This is a genomic window from Sphaerisporangium sp. TRM90804 (assembly GCF_029846175.1).
Taxonomy (GTDB): Bacteria; Actinomycetota; Actinomycetes; order Streptosporangiales; family Streptosporangiaceae; genus Sphaerisporangium.
The window spans coordinates 16,801-32,797 of sequence record NZ_JARWAC010000014.1 but is presented as its reverse complement, the minus strand read 5'-3'; the positions used below and the strand labels follow the sequence as shown (position 1 = coordinate 32,797).

Annotated in this window: 13 protein-coding genes and 3 tRNA genes; 6 read left to right on the top strand and 10 right to left on the bottom strand. The window is 74.7% G+C overall.

From position 1 onward, the window contains the following. Position 1: 1 nt before the first annotated feature. Complete coding sequence (locus PYR91_RS17795) at positions 2-895, bottom strand: LysR substrate-binding domain-containing protein (RefSeq protein ID WP_279780986.1); 894 nt, start codon at positions 893-895, stop codon at positions 2-4. Positions 896-969: 74 nt separating this feature from the next. On the opposite strand from PYR91_RS17795, the gene PYR91_RS17790 reads away from it, so the two are divergent. Beyond that, positions 970-2,277 (top strand): NAD(P)-binding domain-containing protein, encoded by a 1,308-nt coding sequence (locus PYR91_RS17790; RefSeq protein ID WP_279780985.1) that lies wholly within the window; start codon positions 970-972, stop codon positions 2,275-2,277. Between the two features lie 19 nt (positions 2,278-2,296). Here PYR91_RS17790 and hutH read toward each other — a convergent pair whose 3' ends face one another. Next, the gene (gene hutH / locus PYR91_RS17785; RefSeq protein ID WP_279780984.1) at positions 2,297-3,844 is read right to left on the bottom strand and encodes a histidine ammonia-lyase; all 1,548 of its coding nucleotides are present in this window, start codon (positions 3,842-3,844) and stop codon (positions 2,297-2,299) included. A gap of 196 nt (positions 3,845-4,040) precedes the next feature. Here hutH and PYR91_RS17780 point away from each other — a divergent pair. The 4 genes from PYR91_RS17780 (at position 4,041) to PYR91_RS17765 (ending at position 5,843) form a co-directional block, all read left to right on the top strand. Next, positions 4,041-4,113, top strand: a tRNA-Gly gene (locus PYR91_RS17780). A gap of 32 nt (positions 4,114-4,145) precedes the next feature. After that, positions 4,146-4,216, top strand: a tRNA-Cys gene (locus tag PYR91_RS17775). A gap of 11 nt (positions 4,217-4,227) precedes the next feature. Continuing rightward, positions 4,228-4,302, top strand: a tRNA-Val gene (locus PYR91_RS17770). 266 nt (positions 4,303-4,568) lie between these two features. Then, positions 4,569-5,843: a cytochrome P450 gene (locus tag PYR91_RS17765; RefSeq protein ID WP_279780983.1), complete on the top strand. Its 1,275-nt coding sequence runs from the start codon at positions 4,569-4,571 to the stop codon at positions 5,841-5,843. Here PYR91_RS17765 and PYR91_RS17760 read toward each other — a convergent pair. The 3 genes from PYR91_RS17760 to PYR91_RS17750 all read right to left on the bottom strand — a co-directional run bounded on the left by PYR91_RS17760 (position 5,783) and on the right by PYR91_RS17750 (position 11,261). Further along, the gene (locus PYR91_RS17760) at positions 5,783-7,411 is read right to left on the bottom strand and encodes a beta-N-acetylhexosaminidase (protein ID WP_279780982.1); all 1,629 of its coding nucleotides are present in this window, start codon (positions 7,409-7,411) and stop codon (positions 5,783-5,785) included. The two genes, PYR91_RS17765 and PYR91_RS17760, sit on opposite strands and share 61 nt — an antisense overlap. A 734-nt stretch (positions 7,412-8,145) precedes the next feature. Further along, positions 8,146-9,606, bottom strand: a complete 1,461-nt coding sequence (locus tag PYR91_RS17755) for an ATP-binding protein (protein ID WP_279780981.1) — start codon at positions 9,604-9,606, stop codon at positions 8,146-8,148. Further along, positions 9,603-11,261, bottom strand: coding sequence for an FAD-dependent oxidoreductase (locus PYR91_RS17750; protein ID WP_279780980.1), 1,659 nt, complete (start codon positions 11,259-11,261; stop codon positions 9,603-9,605). Before PYR91_RS17750 ends, PYR91_RS17755 begins: the two co-directional genes overlap by 4 nt. Before the next feature lie 200 nt (positions 11,262-11,461). Here PYR91_RS17750 and PYR91_RS17745 point away from each other — a divergent pair, with 200 nt between their 5' ends. Next, entirely contained in the window at positions 11,462-12,004 is a 543-nt protein-coding gene (locus PYR91_RS17745) for a hypothetical protein (protein WP_279780979.1), read from the top strand. A 142-nt stretch (positions 12,005-12,146) separates the two neighbouring features. Here PYR91_RS17745 and ptsP read toward each other — a convergent pair whose 3' ends face one another. The 5 genes from ptsP to PYR91_RS17720 all read right to left on the bottom strand — a co-directional run bounded on the left by ptsP (position 12,147) and on the right by PYR91_RS17720 (position 15,995). Then, entirely contained in the window at positions 12,147-13,796 is a 1,650-nt protein-coding gene (gene ptsP / locus PYR91_RS17740) for a phosphoenolpyruvate--protein phosphotransferase (RefSeq protein ID WP_279780978.1), read from the bottom strand. After that, the gene (locus PYR91_RS17735) at positions 13,789-14,073 is read right to left on the bottom strand and encodes an HPr family phosphocarrier protein (RefSeq protein ID WP_279780977.1); all 285 of its coding nucleotides are present in this window, start codon (positions 14,071-14,073) and stop codon (positions 13,789-13,791) included. Before PYR91_RS17735 ends, ptsP begins: the two co-directional genes overlap by 8 nt. Before the next feature lie 125 nt (positions 14,074-14,198). After that, positions 14,199-15,239 (bottom strand): zinc-dependent dehydrogenase, encoded by a 1,041-nt coding sequence (locus PYR91_RS17730; protein ID WP_279780976.1) that lies wholly within the window; start codon positions 15,237-15,239, stop codon positions 14,199-14,201. Then, a complete protein-coding gene (locus tag PYR91_RS17725; protein WP_279780975.1) occupies positions 15,236-15,694 on the bottom strand; it encodes a PTS sugar transporter subunit IIA in 459 nt (152 codons plus the stop codon). Before PYR91_RS17725 ends, PYR91_RS17730 begins: the two co-directional genes overlap by 4 nt. Beyond that, complete coding sequence (locus PYR91_RS17720; protein ID WP_279780974.1) at positions 15,687-15,995, bottom strand: PTS lactose transporter subunit IIB; 309 nt, start codon at positions 15,993-15,995, stop codon at positions 15,687-15,689. The genes PYR91_RS17725 and PYR91_RS17720 overlap by 8 nt, the downstream gene beginning before the upstream one ends. Positions 15,996-15,997 lie beyond the last annotated feature (2 nt).

The window sequence follows — 15,997 nt, the reverse complement described above, 5'->3', positions numbered from 1 at the left end:
CTCATCCGCCGCCCGCCCGGCCGCGCAGCACGGCCAGCAGGGCGAGGGCCGCGGGCAGGGGGGCGGTGCGGGGCAGCGCCGCGTAGACCTGGCGGCGGGGCGCGGGGTCGGCGAGGGGGCGCAGCACGATGTCGCCCCGCACCGCCCGCGCCGCCAGCGCCGGGACGAGGGCCACCCCGAGGCCCGCGGCGACGTAGCCGAACTTGCCGGTCCACTCACCGATGCGGACGCCGACCCTCGGCGTGAACCCGGCGCGGGCACACGCCTCCGCCAGCATGGTGGGGTGGCCCGGCGGGGCCCCCTCGATCCAGGTCTCCTCCCGCAGGTCGCCCAGGCGCACCACCTCCCGGCCCGCCAGGCGGTGCCCGGACGGCAGCGCCAGCAGCAGCTCGTCGGCCAGCAGCGGCGCCAGCCGCACCGCGTCGCCGGGGAACAGGCCGGAGGGGTAGTCGCTGACCACCGCGACGTCCAGCGCCCCCTCGGCGACGCTCTCCACCAGCTCCGCGCTCATGCCCTCGACCAGCACGAGCTCGACCTCCGCGGAGGAGCGCCGGAACTCGCGCAGCGCCTCGGGAACGAGCACGGCGTTGGCCGTGGCGAACGCGCCGACGCGCAGCCGCCCTCCCGAGCCGTCGTGCAGGGCCGCCAGCTCGCTCGCGGCCCGGCCGAGCCGCTCCAGCACCTCGCGCGCGTGCCGGTGCAGCAGCGTCCCGGCCGGGGTGAGGCGCACGCCTCGGGCCAGCCGGTCGAACAGCGGGCCGCCGGCCTCGCGTTCGAGGACGGCGACGCGGCGGGACACGGCGGACTGGGTGTAGCCGAGCAGCTCGGCCGCCGCCGTGAACGAGCCGGTGCGGGCGACGGCGTCCAGGAGCCGCAGGCCGGCGGTGTCGAACACATTCCCTCCTCGCATGGCTGACATTCAAACTAGTCGTTGGTGGAATGGGTGGGGAATGGCCTAGCGTCGCCGAGGTGATCGCTTTTCTTGGACTGGGACGCATGGGCGTCCCCATGGCCCGGCGTCTGGTGGACGCCGGGCACAAGGTGACGGTGTGGAACCGGACGCCTCGTGACGTGCCGGGGGCCGCGACCGCCCGGACGGCGGCCGAGGCCGTGGCCGGGGCCGGCCTGGTCGTCACCATGCTGCGGGATCCACAGGCCGTCGAGGAGGTGCTGGCCTCCGCCGTGCCACAGGCGGGCTCGGTGGTGGTGGAGATGTCGACCATCGGCCCGGACGCGGTGGCCCGGCTCCGGGCCCTGCTGCCCGCGGAGGTGGGGCTGGTGGACGCCCCGGTGCTGGGCAGCGTGGGGCCGGCCGCCGCCGGCACGCTGGCCGTCCTGGCCGGCGGGACCGACGCCGACCTGGCCCGGTGCCGGGACGTGCTCGGCGTGTTCGGCCGGGTGCTCGAGATGGGCCCGCCGGGAGCGGGGGCGGCGGCCAAGCTGGCGGTGATGAGCGCCGTGGTCCCGGCTCAGGTCCTGGTCGCCGAGTCCCTCGCCTACGCGGACGCCATGGGCGTCGGCCGCGCCACGCTGCTGGAGGTGCTGGCGGCCACCCCGCTGGGAGCGCTGGCCGAACGGCTGCGCCCCGCAGCCCTGGACGAGCCGCCGCCGGCCGGTTACACGCTGGCCCTGGCCCTGAAGGATCTGCGGCTGGCCGCGCACGGCACGCAGACGATCGCGGCCGCGGCGGAGAGACGGCTGGCCGAGGCGGTGGCGGCCGGGCTCGGCGACGGGGACCTCACGGCCGTCGTGCGCTCCCCCGCCCTGCGCGCCCCCGAGGCGGGCGCCCGGGACGAGGCGGGCGCCCGGGACGAGGCGGGCGCCCAGGACGAGGCGGGGACGCGGAGCGGCCCGGCGGCGACCGGCGGGGCCGGGACCGGGGCCGGGACCGGGGCCGTCAGGCTCAATCCGGCGTCGGTCCCGCCGCCCGCGGGAGCGTACTCGCACGCCGTGCGCGCCGGCGGCCTGCTGTTCGTGTCCGGGCAGGCGGCCCTGGACGCCGGCGGCGCGGTGGTCGGCGAGGGCGACGCCGTCCGGCAGTCGGAGGTCGTGTTCGACTACCTGGAGCGCATCCTCGCCGACCAGGGGTGCTCGTTCGGCGACGTGGTGAACATCAGGACCTACCTCACCGACATGGGCGACCTGCCCGCTTACGGGGCCGTGCGGCGGCGCCGGATGCCCGGCGAACCGCCGTCGAGCACCACGGTCGAGGTGCCGCGCCTGTTCCGTCCGGGCCTGCTGCTGGAGGTCGACGTGGTGGCGGCGCTGCCCGGCTGACCCGGCCCCCGGCGGGAGGTCAGGCGAGGGGGCCGGTGACGGACTCGGCGGCGGCCAGGACGGCGCCGTCGGCCGTCAGCCGCGTGACCGACGCAATCTCAGGGGCGAGGAAGCGGTCGGGGCCGGGGCCGGCCACCTCCTGGCGCAGGGCGTCGACCACTGCGGCCGTCGCGGGGGCGGGGCGCAGCGGCGCGCGCAGCTCGATCGCGCGGGCGGCGGTGAGGACCTCCACGGCCAGCACGCTGGTGAGCCCGTCGACCGCCCGGCGCAGCTTGCGGGCCGCCGACCAGCCCATGGAGACGTGGTCCTCCTGCATGGCCGAGCTGGGAATGGAGTCGACGCTGGCGGGGACGGCCAGGCGCTTCATCTCCGAGACGATCGCCGCCTGGGTGTACTGGGCGATCATGTGGCCGGAGTCGACGCCCGGGTCGTCGGCGAGGAAGGCGGGCAGGCCGTGGCTGCGCGCCACGTCGAGCATGCGGTCGGTGCGCCGCTCGGCCATCGAGGCGACGTCGGCGGCGGCGATGGCCAGGAAGTCGAGCACGTAGCCGACGGGCGCGCCGTGGAAGTTGCCGTTGGACTCCACGCGGCCGTCGTCGAGCACCACCGGGTTGTCGACGGCCGAGACGAGCTCGCGGGCCGCGACGGCGGCGGCGTGGGCGACCGTGTCGCGCGCGGCCCCGGCCACCTGCGGCGCGCAGCGCAGGGAGTAGGCGTCCTGGACGCGCGTGCACGAGTCGTTCCGGTGCGACTCCATGATCCCGGAGTCGCGCAGCACCGCCCGCAGGTTGGATGCCGAGGCGGCCTGGCCCGGGTGCGGGCGCAGGCCCTGCAGCTCGGGCGCGAACACCCGGTCGGTGCCGAGCAGCGCCTCGACGCTCATCGCGGCGCTGACGTCGGCGGTCCTGAGCAGGCGGGTGAGGTCGTCAAGGGCGAGGATCAGCATGCCCAGCATGCCGTCGGTGCCGTTGATGAGGGCGAGGCCCTCCTTGGCGGCCAGCTCCACCGGCTCGATGCCGGCCTGCTTCATCGCCTCGGCGGCGGTGCGCGGCTCGCCGTCGCGGTCGCGCACCGGGCCCTCCCCCATGAGGGCGAGCGCGACGTGCGACAGCGGGGCCAGGTCGCCCGAGCAGCCGAGGCTGCCGTGCTCGTGCACCACGGGGGTGATGCCGGCGCTGAGCAGCCCGGCGAGCACCTGGGCGGTCTCGGGACGGACGCCGGTGTGCCCGCTCGCCAGCGTGCGCAGCCGCAGGAGCATCATCGCGCGGACGACCTCGGCCTCAACCTCCGGGCCCGACCCGGCGGCGTGCGAGCGGATCAGGGAGCGCTGGAGGCGGGCGCGCAGCTCGGGATCGATGTGCCGGGTGGCGAGCGCGCCGAACCCGGTGGAGATGCCGTAGGCCGGCGTCGCGCCCGCCGCCAGCTCCTCGACCCGGGCGCGGGAGCGGGCCATCGCGGCGACCGTCTCCTCGGTGAGCCGCACGGCGGCTCCGTGACGGGCGACCCGTACGACGTCGGCGAAGCTCAGCGGCTCCAAACCGACGTTCACGACCTCGTTGTCGCGCATGCTTGACTCTCCCGCATAGGTAACCGGCGTATTGCATGTTAGCCCCTTACACCGGGACGCCACGGGCGCCCCCGCCCCTGCGGCCCGCCGCCGCGCCGGGCGCGCGGGCGCGGTTCAGGCGGGAACCCGGTTTGGGGACTCGGCCGTGATTCGCTAGAGTTCTCTGCGTGAGGCCGGGTGTTCACCGGTCGATCACGCGGACGTGGCTCAGCTGGTAGAGCATCACCTTGCCAAGGTGAGGGTCGCGGGTTCGAATCCCGTCGTCCGCTCGGAGAGGCCTTGCGGAGACGAGGCCTCGCCCGGTGGAGTGGCCGAGAGGCGAGGCAGCGGCCTGCAAAGCCGCGTACACGGGTTCAAATCCCGTCTCCACCTCTGTTTCACCCGGGCGATTAGCTCAGTGGGAGAGCGCTACCTTGACACGGTAGAGGCCACTGGTTCAATCCCAGTATCGCCCACCACCGAACCTCCAGGTCACAGGCCTGGAGGTTCTTCATTTCCCGATCGATCGGCAATGCCGGAGATCGCCGTCCGGTCGCGATCAATCAGCGATGCCGGAGATCACCGTCCGGGCTTTCACGCGTCGTGGGACGGACACCACGCGCCGCCATACCAGTATCGGGCAGACCTTTCCGGTTTCCGGATCTCGTCATTCCCTGGCGCCGAATCCATCATCGGTGCAGGAGATCGGTCTGAATCCTCCTGAGCGACGCCGAAGGAGGCCCATGTGAACGGTCCCGACATCCTCTCCCCCGAATACGACGCCGACCCGTACCCGCACTACGCGCGAATGCGTGACGCGTATCCGCTCTATGTGCACGAGGCGACGGGCTTCCACGTACTCAGCAGGTACGAGGACGTCACCCGGGCGTTGCGGGGGCATCCGTTCACCAACGAGTGCTACGCCTGGCAGGTCGAGCCGGTGCACGGCGACAGGACCATCATCCAGATGGACGGCGCGGAGCACGCCGGCCACCACAAGATGTTCGGCCCGGCGCTGCGCGGGCGCGATCTGCACGAACGGGTCATCCCGAGCATCGAGCTCGCCGCGGCCGAACTCATCGACCGGTTCGAGGAGGCGGGCGAGGTCGACCTCGTCGGCGACTTCGCGAAGTGGCTGCCCATCAACGTGATGGCCACCCTGCTCGGCCTGCCGGACGAGGACAGGCCGCGGTTCCAGCGCTGGTACACGGCGCTGATGGCGCGGATGTCCAACTTCGGGCAGGACGAGGAGGTGGAGCGGGCGGGAAGCGCGGCGAGGGCCGAGCTGGACGCCTATCTCACCCCGATCATCCACGAACGGCGGGATAAGCCGGGGACGGACCTGCTCTCCTCCCTGTGCGCGGCCGAGCACCAGGGTGAGGCCATGTCCGATCGGCAGGTGCTGGCCTACTGCTCGATGCTGCTGGCCGCGGGGGGCGAGACGGCGGCCTCGGCGATCTCCGGAACCATGTTCAACCTCGTCCGGCATCCCGGCCAGCTCAAGGCGGTCCGCGCCGACCGGGGCCTCGTCGACCGCGCCCACGTGGAGACGTTGCGCCGCGACTCCCCGATCCAGCTGATCCTCCGCCACGCCGCGGAGGACGTCGAGATGGCCGGCGGGGTGATCCCGGCCGGCTCCTCGGTGGCGTGCGTGATCGCCGCCGCCAACCGCGACGGCGGCCGGTTCGCCGACCCCGGCGCCTTCGACCTGTTCCGGAGCGAGATCGACCCCGGCATCGACTTCACCGCGGGCGGCGCGATCGTGACGTTCGGCCGGGGCCGGCACTTCTGCCTCGGGGCCATGCTGGCGCGGGCCGAGGTCGGCATCGCGGTGAACCGGCTACTGGACGCCATGCCGGACGTGCGCCTCGCCGAGGACGCCCGTCCGGTGGAGACGGGCGTCTTCACCCGCGGTCTGGTGAGCCTGCCCGTGGTCTTCACTCCCCGGGACGGCGGCGGTCACGGCCGGGCGGCGACGGATCCGGCCGGGGCCGGCCAGGGGATCTGGGGCGAGCGGTAGAAGCCGATGCCCATGGCCGTCCAGCGGGGGGCCTGCGCGGCCAGGCGCAGGCGGAAGGCCTCCCAGTCGTGGGTCGAGCGCGGGGACCAGCCGAGCTCGGCGATGGCGGGCAGGCGGGGGAAGGCCATGTACTCGATGTCGTCCTCGGTGACGATCGTCTCGGTCCACATCGGCGCCTCGACGCCGAGGACGGACGCGGCGGGCACGCCGGCCAGGTACGTCCCGGGGTCCCAGTCGTAGGCGGTCCTCACCTCGATCAGGCCGGCCCAGTCGAGGCCGAGCCGGGTCTGCGGGTTGTACTTCATGTCCAGGTACGCCTTGTTCGCCGGGGACATGACCACCTTGGCGCCCCGCGAGACGGCCGAGGTGACCAGCGGGTCGGAGGCGGTCAGGCCCCAGTACTGGACGACGCGGCCGGGCGAGTGGGCGACGTCGGCGGCACCGATCTGGTGCCAGCCCATGACGGCCTTGCCCTCGGCCGTGACCATCGGCTGCACGCGGTTCATGAACGCCGCGTACTGGTCGTGCGGGGTGGCGCTCGCCTCGTCGCCGCCGATGTGCAGGTACGGGCCGGGGGTCAGGGCTGCGAGCTCGTCGAGCACCTCGGCCACGAACCGGTAGGTGATCTCCTTGGTCGCGCACAGCGAGCTGAAGCCGACGGCGGTGCCGGTGTAGAGCGGCGGGGCGACGCCGTCGCAGTTCAGCTCGGCGTAGGACGCCAGGGCGGCGTTGGTGTGCCCGGGCATGTCGATCTCGGGCACGATCGTGACGTGCCGCCGGGCGGCGTGCGCGACGATGTCCTGGTACTGGGCCTTGGTGTAGTGGCCGCCCGGGCCGCCGCCGACCTGGGTGGAGCCGCCGTAGGTGGCCAGGCGGGGCCAGCCGTCCACGACGATCCGCCAGCCCTGGTCGTCCGACAGGTGCAGGTGCAGGTGGTTGATCTTGTAGAGGGCGATCCGGTCGATGTACCTCTTCACCGTCTCGACCGGGTGGAAGTGGCGGGCGACGTCGAGCATCGCGCCCCGGTAGGCGAACCGGGGGTGGTCGACGATCCGCCCGCCGGGCACCGTCCACGGGCCGGGCTGGACGGTGGCGCTCTCGGCCCGGGCGGGCAGGAGCTGGCGGAGCGTCTGCACGCCGTTGAAGAGCCCGGTGCCGGTGCGTGCCCGGAGCACCACGGCGGCGCCGGTCACGTCGAGCCGGTAGCCCTGGTCGCCGACCGCGGGCTCGGCCGCGTCCAGCAGCAGCGAGATCCCCGGGGCGGGGGCGCCGCGCGGGGCCGCCTGGACCGGCAGCGCGTACCCGGTCGAGGGGCGCAGCAGCCCGGTCAGGTAGGTGGCCACCGCGGTGGCGGCCTGGCCGCCGCGGGTGTGGATCCGGGCGCTCGGGCGAAGCGTGAAGGTCACGCCGGCATCCGGCCGCACCGAGACCGGCGCGGGAATGACGTCACTCATCGACGCCGCCAGCGGCCGTGGCTTCCCCGGGCTCCGCTCCGTCCCGGCCGCCGCCAGCGGCGCCCCGCCGAGGCACGCGGAGGCCGCCATCAGCGCGACCACGGCGGCACGCACCGGTCGCAGGCGACGGGAAGGTCCTGACAGGGCCGATACCCTCATGACGTCCTCCGACAGCATCAACTATTAGGAAGCCTTCCTAACAGTAAAGTCTCAGCCCGCCCAGTCAAGACCCAGTGGGCCGTGACCGCCCAACCGCCCGCCAGCCAACCGCCGCACACGGCGCCGAATTCACCGCGACGACGACCCACCGCCCCGGCGCCGGGCAAGAGGCAGGGCTGGGCGGGAGGGTGAGGCGACGCGCGCATGAGCGTGCGCGATCCGCCGGGGCGAGGTCGCCCGGAGCAGGGGATTCCGAGGACGGCCCTTCAAGGCCCTTTCGGGCCGTGACCGCCCAACCGCCCGCCGGGCCAACCGCCGCACACGGCGCCGAATTCACCGCGACGACGACCCACCGCCCCGGCGCCGGGGAAAAGGCGGGCTGGGCGGGGGTGAGGCGGCGCACGCATGGGCGTGCGCGAGCCGCCGGGGTGGGAGTGGGCGGCGTGCGCGATCCGCCGCCCCGGCGCCGGGGAAGAGGCAGGGCTGGGCGGGGGCGCGGCGGCGCACGCATGGGCGTGCGCGAGCCGCCGAGGTGGGAGTGGGCGGCGTGCGCGACCCGCCACCCGGCGCCGGGGAAGAGGCAGGGCTGGGCGGGGGCGCGGCGGCGCACGCATGGGCGTGCGCGAGCCGCCGGGGTGGGGTGGGCGGTGTGCGTAGCCGCAGGGGTCGGTGTGAGGCGCGGGGTGGGGTCAGGCGGGGGGGTTGAGGGGGAGTTGGACCTCGAAGCGGGTGTCGCCGGGGGTGGAGTTCACCCGGATGTCGCCGTGGTGCTTGTTGACGATGATGCGGTAGGAGATGTCCAGGCCGAGGCCGGTGCCCTCGCCTACCGGCTTGGTGGTGAAGAAGGGCTCGAAGATGCGGGGGCGGATCTCCGGGGGGATGCCGGGGCCGGTGTCGCCGATCTCCACCAGGATGCGCTCGGCGTCGTGGCGGGTGGTGATGGTCAGGGTGCCGCCGGTGCCCCTCATGGCGCTGAACGCGTTGTCGATGAGGTTGGTCCACACCTGGTTGAGCTCGGCGGCGTACGCCGGGATCGGCGGGGCCGTCCGGTCGTAGTCCTTGACGACTCGCACGCCGCCGGGGACCTTCGCCTGCATCATGGTCAGCGTGGCGTCGAGCAGGTCGTGCACGTCCACGGTCTGGAAGGACGCCCGGTCGAGCTGCGAGTACTGCTTGGCCGCGGCGACCAGCGTGGAGACCCGGGTCACCGCGTCGTCGATCTCGCCCATCAGCAGCTCGGTCTCGACCGTGTAGGTGAGCCAGCGGACGGCGGCCTCCAGGTTCTCCCCGCCCACGGCCCCGCTGATCCGCTCCAGCCACGCCGTGTCGACGCCGCCGGCGACCAGCGTGGGCGCCAGGTCCCACCCGCCGGCGATGTCGTGGTCCTCCAGCCAGCCGCCCAGCTCGTCCTCGGCGTCCGAGGTGGCCATCGGCGACAGCGGCGGCGCGGACGCCGCCCGCTTGACCGCCTCCTCCTGCAGCTCGACCAGGCTCTTCAGCCGGGTGCCGTCCAGCCTGCCGTCGGCGATCATGGCCAGCTTGTGCCGCATGCCCGTCACCCGCTCACGCAGGATGGCGGTCGCCCGCACGGCGGCCGCGGCCGGGTTGTTGAGCTCGTGGGTCAGCCCGGCCGACAGCGAGCCGAGCGCGAGCAGGCGCTCGCGCTCCCCCACGATCGTCTGGCTGGCCCGCATGCCGAAGAACAGGCCCTCCAGCAGGTGGGTGGCCATGGGGAACCACTCGCGCAGCGCCCCGGCGAGCACGTCGGCCGGCAGGGCGAACACGTCGACGTCGCTGATCGCGTGCAGGCTGCTGGAGTACACCTGGCCGATGCGGTCGCCCAGGTAGGCCTGCATGGCGCCCGCGTACACGCCGCGCTGCTCGGTGCGGCCGACCTCCACCTCGTCGCCGTGGATGCGCCGGGTGAGCGCGATGGTGCCGTGCAGGAGCACGTAGAAGCACGTGGCGGGGTCGCCCTCGCGGCTGATGACGGTGCCCGCCGGCCGGTGCTCCACCCGGCCGTGCTCGACGAACCGGGCGAGCTGCGCGGGGTCGAGCGACTCGAAGAGGAACAGGGTGCGCAGTTCGTCGGCGGTGAGCATGTCCTGGCCGACGCCGCCGCACCCGTCGGTCTGCTCCGGCTCGGTCATTGCGCCTCCAGGTAGCGGTGGACCAGCGAGACGGCCATCGCGCCTTCGCCCACGGCCGAGGCGACCCGCTTGACCGAGTCGGCCCGCACGTCGCCGGCGGCGAAGACGCCCGGCATGCTGGACTCCAGATGGTAGGGATCGCGGGGCAGGGACCACCCCGGCGGGCGCCGGCCGTCGACGAGCAGGTCCGGGCCGGTGAGCACGAACCCGTTGTGGTCGCGCACGACGGCCTTGTCGAGCCAGTCGGTGCGCGGCTGGGCGCCGATGAAGACGAACATCCACGACGTGTCGACCGTGCGGCTGCCGCCCGACCGCGGGTCGCACAGGGTGATCCGCTCCAGGTGCCCGTCGCCCTCGGCGGCGACCACCTGGGAGTGCGGGTGCACCTGGATGTTGCCGATGCTCTCGATCTGGTCGATCAGGTACTGCGACATCGACCGCCGCAGGTCCTGGCCGCGGACCAGGATGTGCACCCGGCGGGCGTACTTGGCGAAGTACACCGCCGCCTGGCCGGCGGAGTTGGCGCCGCCGACGATGTAGATCTCCTGGTCGGCGCAGCTGGGCGCCTCGGTGGACGCCGAGCCGTAGAACACGCCGCGCCCGGTCAGGTCGGCGCAGCCCGGGGCGTCCAGCATGCGGTAGGAGACGCCGGTGGCCAGCACGACGGTGTGGGCGGCGACGGCGCTGCCGTCGGCGAAGCGCAGCAGCCGGGTGGAACCGCCGGCCTCCAGGGCGACGACCTCCCGGGTGGTGAGGATCTCGGCGCCGAACTTCAGCGCCTGCCGCCGGGCGCGATCGGTGAGCTGGGCGCCGGAGACCCCGTCGGGGAAGCCCAGGTAGTTCTCGATGCGGCTGCTCTGCCCCGCCTGCCCGCCGGTGGCGCGCTGCTCCAGCAGCACGGTGCGCAGCCCCTCGGAGGCGCCGTACACCGCCGCGCCGAGCCCGGCGGGGCCGGCGCCGACGACCACCAGGTCGTAGAAGTCCTCGGCCGGGGTGGTGGTCAGGCCCACGTGCGCGGCCAGCTCGCTCTCGCTCGGCTTGACCAGCGACGTGCCGTCCGGCGTGACCACCAGCGGCACCTCGTCCTCGCGGACGCCCGCCGCCGCCAGCAGCCGCCCGCCCTCCGGCTCGTCGGCCTGCAGCCAGCGGTAGGGCACCAGGTTGCGGGCGAGGAAGTCGCGCACCGCGTACGACGGCGCCGACCAGCGGTGCCCGACGACGCGCGTCTCGTCGACGGCCTCGTCGGGGGCGGCGAGCCAGGCGTCCAGCATCGCGTCGACCACCGGGTAGAGCTTCTCCTCCGGCGGGTTCCACGGCTTGAGCAGGTAGTGGTCCAGGTCGACGACGTTGATCGCGTCGATGGCGGCGTCGGTGTCGGCGTAGGCGGTCAGCAGCACCCGGCGGGCGCGCGGGAACAGGTCCATCGCGGCCTCCAGGAACTGGATGCCGTTCATCTCGGGCATGCGGTAGTCCGCGAGCAGGACCGCCACCTGCTCGCCGCGCAGCTTGATCTCTCGGAGCGCGTCCAGGGCGGCCCCGCCGGAGTCCGCCCGCACGACGCGGTAGCGGTCGCCGTAGCGGCGCCGGACGTCTCGGGCCACCGACCGGGAGACGGCCGGGTCGTCGTCGACGGTCAGAATCGCCGGGTTTGCCATGGGATCAGACTAAGCACTCCACGGGGGGACTCGCTCCCCCGGCCGGTCCTCCGTCGGACGGGGACCGGCGGTCGCCGCCCGGAACCCCTCCCCAGGATGAGGGCGGAATCGCCCGGCGGGCCGCCGCGTCACCCCGGCCACCCCTGCGGGCCCCTGGGCGGGGCCGCGGGAGCCCGGCGGGCTCGATAGAGTCACAGGCGATGAGCGCGCACATGATCACCGCGCAGTGGACCGACATCCCCGACGACGCCGACGAGCTCGCGCTGGTGGGCGGCGGCTTCCGCACCTACCGCTGCGCCTGCGGGGCTCCCCTGGCCGACCGGGTGGCCGCCGAGCTGCACGCGATGGAGACCGACCAGTGCTCGGCGTGCCTGGGGTCCGCCGACGAGGAGGTGGTGCCCGGGTTCGTCCGGCGCTGCCCGGCGTGCGCCGCCACCGGGCGGCGCGGCGTCCAGCTCGTCTGGGAGGTCGCGCACGGCCAGGCCGAGCGCATGATCAGCCTGGCGTTCGTGCGGAGCCTGGTGGAGCGCTTCGACGGCCCCTTCCGGCTGTCGGAGGTGGCGGACGCCGTCCGCGTCCAGCTCGACCTGCCGCTCGGCCGGCTCCCGGTGGGCCCGCGTGTGCGCGACCTGCTGCGCGAGCTGGAGGCGGCCGGCGAGCTGGTCATGGTCTCGGCGCCCGACCAGCTCCTGCGCGGCGCCTCGGTCGTCCTGTACCGCGACCCGCAGTGGCAGCGCGTCTAGGACCGCCGCCGCACACGGGGCCCTTGCCGGGCGGCGCCCGTCGCCGCCCGGCGGGCCGTACGGCGCGCGGCGGGTGGCCTCCCGGCCGTTCCGCCGACCCCGGCCGCCCGCCGTCCTGCGGGGGGACGGCGGGCGGGCGGGGTCAGCGGACGGCGTCGCCCGCGGCCGCCCGGGCCGCGGCGGGGTCGGGGGCGGCCAGGACGCGCTGGGCGATCTCCTCGCACCGGGCCGCCGAGAGGCGTCCCAGCGCCTCTCGGACGGCGGGCACGCCGGTAGCCGACATCGACAGGCTGCCGATGCCCATCCCCGCGAGCACGGGGGCGAGCAGCGGGTCGGCCGCGGCCTCGCCGCACACGCCGACGGGCTTGCCTGCGGCCCGCCCGGCCTCGGCGCACATGGCGACCAGGCGCAGCAGGGCCGGTTGCCACGGGTCGAGGAGGTCGGCCAGCTCGCCGTGCTGCCGGTCGGCCGCATAGGTGTACTGGCCAAGGTCGTTGGTGCCGATGCTGAGGAAGTCGACCTTCTCCAGCAGGCGCCCGGCCTCCAGCGCCGCCGCGGGCACCTCGACCATCACGCCCACGTGCGAAAGGCCCCGGCCGCGGGCCCGGCGGGCGAAGTCCTCGGCCTCGGCCACGGTGCTGACCATGGGCGCCATGACCCACACCTCGGCCTCGCCGCCGCGCGCGGCCTCGGCGATGGCGTCGAGCTGGGTGTCCAGCACCTCCGCGCGCACCCTGCTGGTGCGCAGCCCGCGGACGCCGAGGGCGGGGTTGGCCTCCTCCGGCAGGCCGAGGAACGGCAGCGGCTTGTCCGACCCGGCGTCCAGGGTGCGGATCACCACCCGCCGGCCGGGGAGGGCCCGGAGCACCGCCGCGTAGGCGGCGACCTGCTCCTTCAGGCCCGGGGCGTCGCGGCGGTCCAGGAACAGGAACTCGGTGCGGAACAGCCCGACCCCCTCGGCCCCCTCCCCCTCGGGCAGGTCGTGCGCCGACCCGATGTTGAGCAGCAGCGGGACCGACCGGCCGTCGGCGGTCCTGCCCGGCCCGTGCCCGGTGGCGCGCCGCTCGCGGGCCTCCACGGCCTCGCGCTGGACGGCCGCCGCCGCCTCCTCGCCGATGCCGACGCCGACCTCGCCGAGCGCGCCGTCCACCGAGACCCACGTGCCGTCCTCGATGGCGGCGGCTCCCCGGCAGGCGACCACGGCGGGCAGGCCGAGGGCGCGGGCCAGGATGGCGGTGTGGCTGGTGGGGCCGCCCTTCAGCGTCACCAGGGCGAGCACGGCGGCGGGGTCCAGGCCGGCGGTGTCGGCCGGGGCCAGGTCGTCGGCGATCAGCACGAACGGATGCCCGGGGTCGGGCACGCCGGGCATGGGCAGGCCCAGCAGGGTGGCGACGGCGCGGTTCCTGATGTCGTCCAGGTCGCCCGCCCGGTCGGCGAAGTAGCCGCCGGCCTCCTCCAGCGCCCGGCGATGGTGGGCGCACGCGGCGTCCACGGCCCGCACGGCGTCCAGGCCGGAGGCGACGGCCTTCTCCACCGACTCGGCCAGCCCCGGGTCGGCCGCGATCATGCTCTGCGCCTCCAGGATCGCGCCGGCCTCGGGGTCGGACGCCTTGGCGGCGTGCGCCTCCAGGTGCCCGGCGACCGAGCGCAGCGCCTCGGTGGCGCGGCGGACCTCGCCCGCGGCGTCCGAGACCGGTCGCGGCGCGGGCAGCGGGGGCGGCCCGGCCATCCGGTGCGCGCGCCCGGCGGCCCGCCCGGGGCTGACGCCCAGCCCGCGGACGGTCTCAGGCATCGGCGGGCTCCTCGGTGTCCAGGTCGCGGGCGAGCAGCGCGGCCAGCGCGTCCAGGGCCTCGTCCGCGCCCGGCCCCTCGGCCTCCAGCGTGACGGCCGTGCCGTGCTCGGCGCCCAGGGCCAGCACGGCGAGGATGCTGGTGGCCGGCGCCGGGGGGCGGTCGCCGGTGCGGATGCGCACCGGCACGCTCTGCCGTGCGGCGGCCTGGACGAAGATCTTCGCGGGCCGGGCGTGCAGACCGCTGCGGGAGGCGATGGTGACGGTCTTCTCTGGCATGGCCATTCCTTCGTGGTCGGCCGTCCGAGGGTGGCGCGGGCCGGGCCGGCCCGGCGCCGCCCCGGGGACGGAACCGGTGTCGCGGAGCGCGGCGCCCGATGACGTGGCCGCGCCGGGGAGCCCGCTCAGGGCTCGACGGTGACCTTGATGGCGGTGCCGCGGCTGACGGTGTCGATGCCGTCGAGCACCCGCGTGAGCGGGATGCGGTGGGTGATCAGGTCGCTGACCGGGACCGCGCCGGAGGCGATGAGGTCGAGGGCGCGGGCGTTGTGGTGCGGGCTGGAGCCGTTGGCGCCGACGATCGTCAGCTCGCAGTAGTGCACCAGGTTGGAGTCGAGCCGGATGATCGGGTCGTCCTTGGGCAGGCCGCCGAAGAAGCTGATCCTCCCCTGACGCGCCGTCATCTGCAGCGCCTGCTCCTGGGCCGCCCCGGCGGCGGCCGCGGTGATCACCACGTCGGCGCCCCGGCCGCCGGTCAGCTTGAGCACCTCGTCGACGACGTCGGCGTCCCCGCCGCTGATCACCTCGTCGGGCCGCACCAGGGCGGCGGCCATGGCGAGCCGCTCGGCGTTGAGGTCGGACAGGATGACGCGGCCGGCCCCGCGGGAACGTGCCAGCCGCACGTGCAGGCAGCCGATCGGGCCGGCGCCGAGGATGACGACGTCGTCGCCGTCGCCGACCCGGGCCAGCTCCTGGCCGTTCAGGACGCAGGCCAGCGGCTCGGCGACCGACGCCTCCGCGAAGCCGACGCCGTCGGGGACGCGGTTGAGGCCGCCGACGGCGAGCACCTTGGCCGGGACGACGGTGTACTCGGCGAAGCCGCCGTCGTAGTGGTAGCCCATCGACTCCTGGTTGGGGCAGACGGTCATCCTGCCGCGCAGGCACTCCTCGCACCGCCCGCACGGGATGGCGGCGATCACCTGCACGCGGTCGCCGGGCACCCACCCGCTCACGCCGTCGCCGACCTCGGCGACCTCGCCGGCGATCTCGTGCCCCATGACGCGGGGCGGGCGGATGTGGTGGTGGCCGTGCTTGTAGATCTTCACATCGGTGCCGCAGGTGGAGCAGTTGCGAACGCGGATCTTCACCTCGCCGGGGCCCGGCGAGGGTTCGGGCGCGTCCTCCACGCGGATGTCACCTGGGGCGTGGAAGCGGGCGACCTTCACTCGGAATGTTCCTCTCTGGAGGGCTGGAGCAGTCTGACGACCTCGTCGGGGTGGGTGGCCTCGCGCAGGGCCTTCGCCCGGCCGGGGTCCATGAGGATCTCGGCCAGCTCGGACAGCAGCCGCACGTGGCCGTCGCCGGCGGCGGCGATGCCGACGCACAGCACCACCTGGTCGCCGTCCCAGTCGACGCCGGCCGGGAAGCGCACCACGCAGATGGCGTCGTGGTGGACGGCGTCCTTGCCGGCGACGGTGCCGTGCGGGATCGCGACGCCCTCGCCGACGTAGGTCGAGATCGAGCGCTCCCGCTCGATCATGGTGTCGACGTAGGACGCCTCGACGGCGCCCACCGCGACCAGGGCCTCGCCGCACTGGCGGATCGCGTCGTCGCGCGATCCGGCCTCGGCCGTGAGCCGGATGGCCCCGCGTTCGAGCGGCAGCGGGCCCGTGTCAGGCATCGACGGTCCCCCCGCTCTTCATCGTGTTCACCAGCTTGGTGACGGCGGGGTCGCCGATGAACAGGTTGAAGGGGATGAGCACGACGCCGGGGGCGCCGGCCCGGGCTCGGGCGGCCAGCCCGGTGTGGCAGACGACGACGTCGGCGTCGGCGGGGATGGAGTTGACCGGCGTGTGCTGCACCTCGACGGGGAGCCCCGACAGGGACTTGCGGAGCTGGGACGCCAGCATCACGCTGCTGCCCATGCCCGCGTCGCAGGCGACCACGATCTTCTTGACGTCCTTGCTGTCGATGCTGGGCACGG

Bases quoted from the DNA above. Each gene is read 5' to 3' on its own strand.
- hutH (WP_279780984.1), bottom strand. From the start codon at position 3,844: ATGCGCGACAACGAGGTCGTGAACGTCGGTTTGGAGCCGCTGAGCTTC.
- PYR91_RS17755 (WP_279780981.1), bottom strand. From the start codon at position 9,606: ATGACCGAGCCGGAGCAGACCGACGGGTGCGGCGGCGTCGGCCAGGAC.
- PYR91_RS17750 (WP_279780980.1), bottom strand. From the start codon at position 11,261: ATGGCAAACCCGGCGATTCTGACCGTCGACGACGACCCGGCCGTCTCC.
- PYR91_RS17745 (WP_279780979.1), top strand. From the start codon at position 11,462: ATGAGCGCGCACATGATCACCGCGCAGTGGACCGACATCCCCGACGAC.
- ptsP (WP_279780978.1), bottom strand. From the start codon at position 13,796: ATGCCTGAGACCGTCCGCGGGCTGGGCGTCAGCCCCGGGCGGGCCGCC.
- PYR91_RS17735 (WP_279780977.1), bottom strand. From the start codon at position 14,073: ATGCCAGAGAAGACCGTCACCATCGCCTCCCGCAGCGGTCTGCACGCC.
- PYR91_RS17725 (WP_279780975.1), bottom strand. From the start codon at position 15,694: ATGCCTGACACGGGCCCGCTGCCGCTCGAACGCGGGGCCATCCGGCTC.